A 2953-nucleotide genomic window follows, 5' to 3' on the forward strand; every position below is an offset into this window, starting at 1 on the left:
TTTTTGTATTCCGTAGAATACGATTTTTGCCTCATCGTTCAGTTTTCAAAGTTCGTCTGCCGCCTTAGCGACTTTAATAGATTAACAGGTTGTTTTGTTTATGTCAACCATGCTTTTTAAAAAACTTTTCAGCCCCAACGAACCGTTTATAAAAGGCGTCTCGCTGGAACATTTATTAATATAACAACAAAATTCGACAAACACAAGCATTATTTCAAAAAAACTTTGCAAAGAGTTTAACTCCTCTTCGCAAAGTCTTTACCTTCTTAACATGGCTCCTACTGTAAACGCGATATTCACTGGGCGTTCCGCTAACCGTCTCATCAAATACGTATACCAGTCCACGCCATGCGGAACGTAGATAACGACACGATAACCTTGTCGAACTAACTCTTGTTGTCGTTTCGGTCGCATGCCTTGAAGCATTTGAAATTCAAACCGTGATGGATCAATTTGTTTCATTTGAGTAAAGTCAATGATTTGCTGAATGATCTGTTCATCATGTGTCGCGATTTGCGTGTAGTTCCCATTTAACAAATTGACTTTTACTAATTGAAGGTATGTCTCATCGACTGTCTTCTTCGGTTGAATATAGAGTTCATCGTCTCCATCGTATGCCCCTTTGACGATACGTACTGTTGCCTGAAGACGTTCTAGATCAAAACGACTACGGAATACATTTGCCTGTAGCGCAATTCCGACGTTTGGATATCGTTCATGCACGCGTTCAAATATTTGCACAATCGACTCAACCATCGTTGCTTCTTCCATGTTGACTGTCACACGCATATTTCTCTGATCAGCAACCTCTGCAATACGACTCAACTGTTGATAGGCGATATCTGGATCAATCCTTAATCCGATTGAAGTAAGTTTTAAAGATACTTGTGCATCTAGATCATATGCTTTGATTTGTCCGATGACTTTGATGCATTCATTCGCAATATCTACTGCGTCTTGTTCAGTCTCGATGAATTCGCCTAAACAATCTACTGTCGCCGCTCGTCCATCTTGATTGAACTGTTTGACTGTGTCGAGTGTCTCTTCCGCGCCCTGCCCTCCGACGAACAATGTTCCACCAAGTGGTAACCCGACTTTTCTGGCTAATTGAATCAGTAACTTATTTTCAGCCAAGTACTCGAATACAGGTCCAGTAATCTGCTGTAACATCTGAATCACCCTCTCTCTTCTCCCTTACCCTCTCCCTAACAAAAAAACGTCTTTCTTCTATATAGAAGAAAGACGCAGTTTGAATTAGTGCAACCAGATGAAGTAACCGAGGAATCCAAGTGATAATACGTACATGATTGGGTGTACGTCCTTTGCTCGTCCTTTTGCGATCATCGTGACCGGGTAGAAGAGGAAACCGAATGCAATCCCTGTTGCGATTGAATACGTTAATGGCATCATGATGACGGTCAAGAAAGCCGGAACAGCGTACTCGAATTTTTTCCAATCAATCTGAAGCAGTGAAGCTGCCATCAATACACCGACGATGATCAATGCAGGCGCTGTGACCGGTGCTGTAATGATTGCAAGTAATGGTGAGAAGAATAAAGCGAGACCGAAGAACAATGCTGTGACGATTGCGGTCATCCCTGAACGACCACCTGCTGCGACCCCTGCACTGGATTCAACGTAAGAAACCGTTGTTGATGTTCCAAGAATCGAACCTGCTACTGTCGCTGTTGAGTCAGCAATTAATGCGCGACCCGCACGCGGTACTTTATTTTCTTTAATCAGACCCGCTTGGTTTGCTACTGCAACCAACGTACCTGCTGTATCGAAAAAATCAACGAAGAAGAAAGTCAGGATGACAATCATCATTTGAACCGTGAAGATTTCATCGAAGTGAAGGAATGCCTGTCCGAATGTCGGTGCGATACTTGGTGGTGCTGAAACGATTTCACCAAGACTTGTTGGGACTGGAATCAAACCGAAGATCATTCCAGCAATCGCCGTCACGATCATTCCGAAGAAGATTGCGCCTTTGACACCACGTGTCATCAAGATCGCCGATACGACAAGACCAAATACCGCGAGAAGTGTTGTTCCTTTACTTAAATCACCGAGTGAAACGAGTGTCGCTTCATTCGCAACGACGAGACCACCTGTTTTTAAACCGATGAATGCAATGAACAATCCGATACCTGCTGCAACAGCCATTTTCAACGGTTCTGGAATTGCGTTGATGATGACCTCACGAATACCTGAAGCCGTCAATACCATGAAGACAAGACCTGAGACGAGAACGCCTGAGAGTGCAGTTTGCCACGGAATACCCATTCCGATGACGACACTATAGGCGAAGAAAGCATTTAGTCCCATACCTGGTGCGAGCGCGATTGGATAGTTCGCGAGTAACCCCATCGTGACGGAACCGATGATCGCAACGAGTGCTGTGGCACCGAAGACCGCTCCTGCATCCATTCCTGCTTCGGCTAATGTATTCGGGTTAACGAATAGGATGTACGCCATCGCAAAGAATGTCGTCATGCCGGCGATGAACTCTGTACGCATGTTCGTACCAAGCCCATTGAAATCAAAGAAACGCGCAATCGCATTTTCTTTTGCTTTCGGTTGGTGTGGCTGTTTCAATTGTGTGCTCATGATTGCCTTCCTTCCAAATAAGCCGTCTCCTTGAAAACAAAAAACGGCCCTTACCTAAGCGGTAAAAGCCGTTTCAATAAGCGCACGATGCTGCGTGTGCGCCGTAGTAGGAACCTTTACGGTGTTCCTGTAGAGACTTCCGGGCCCTATCCCCAGAATTATACGGCATTATTTATGTTTTTTTAGTGGTATGAAAAATAAGAACAGACACATCTTAGCATGCTCAAATTCACGGGTCAACCATAAAAACGAAATTTAACCACTTATTTTATCCGAACGTTCGGTTTTGTAAGCGTTATTTTTGAGTTATCTTTAATTTACAGGACGGTTTGTCAAATTAAGC

At 43.8% G+C, this 2953-nt stretch carries 2 protein-coding genes and 1 riboswitch; both genes read right to left on the bottom strand.

Going from position 1 to position 2953, the window contains the following annotated elements:
• Window positions 1–258: 258 nt before the first annotated feature.
• Window positions 259–1170: a proline dehydrogenase family protein gene (locus Q9R23_RS15855; protein WP_311247420.1), complete on the bottom strand. Its 912-nt coding sequence runs from the start codon at window positions 1168–1170 to the stop codon at window positions 259–261.
• 84 nt (window positions 1171–1254) lie between these two features.
• Window positions 1255–2559, bottom strand: coding sequence for an NCS2 family permease (locus Q9R23_RS15860; protein ID WP_483867097.1), 1305 nt, complete (start codon window positions 2557–2559; stop codon window positions 1255–1257).
• A 135-nt stretch (window positions 2560–2694) separates the two neighbouring features.
• Window positions 2695–2796: riboswitch (purine riboswitch) on the bottom strand.
• Window positions 2797–2953 lie beyond the last annotated feature (157 nt).

The sequence above is a fragment of the Exiguobacterium sp. BRG2 genome, assembly GCF_031844245.1.
Classification (GTDB): Bacteria; Bacillota; Bacilli; order Exiguobacteriales; family Exiguobacteriaceae; genus Exiguobacterium_A.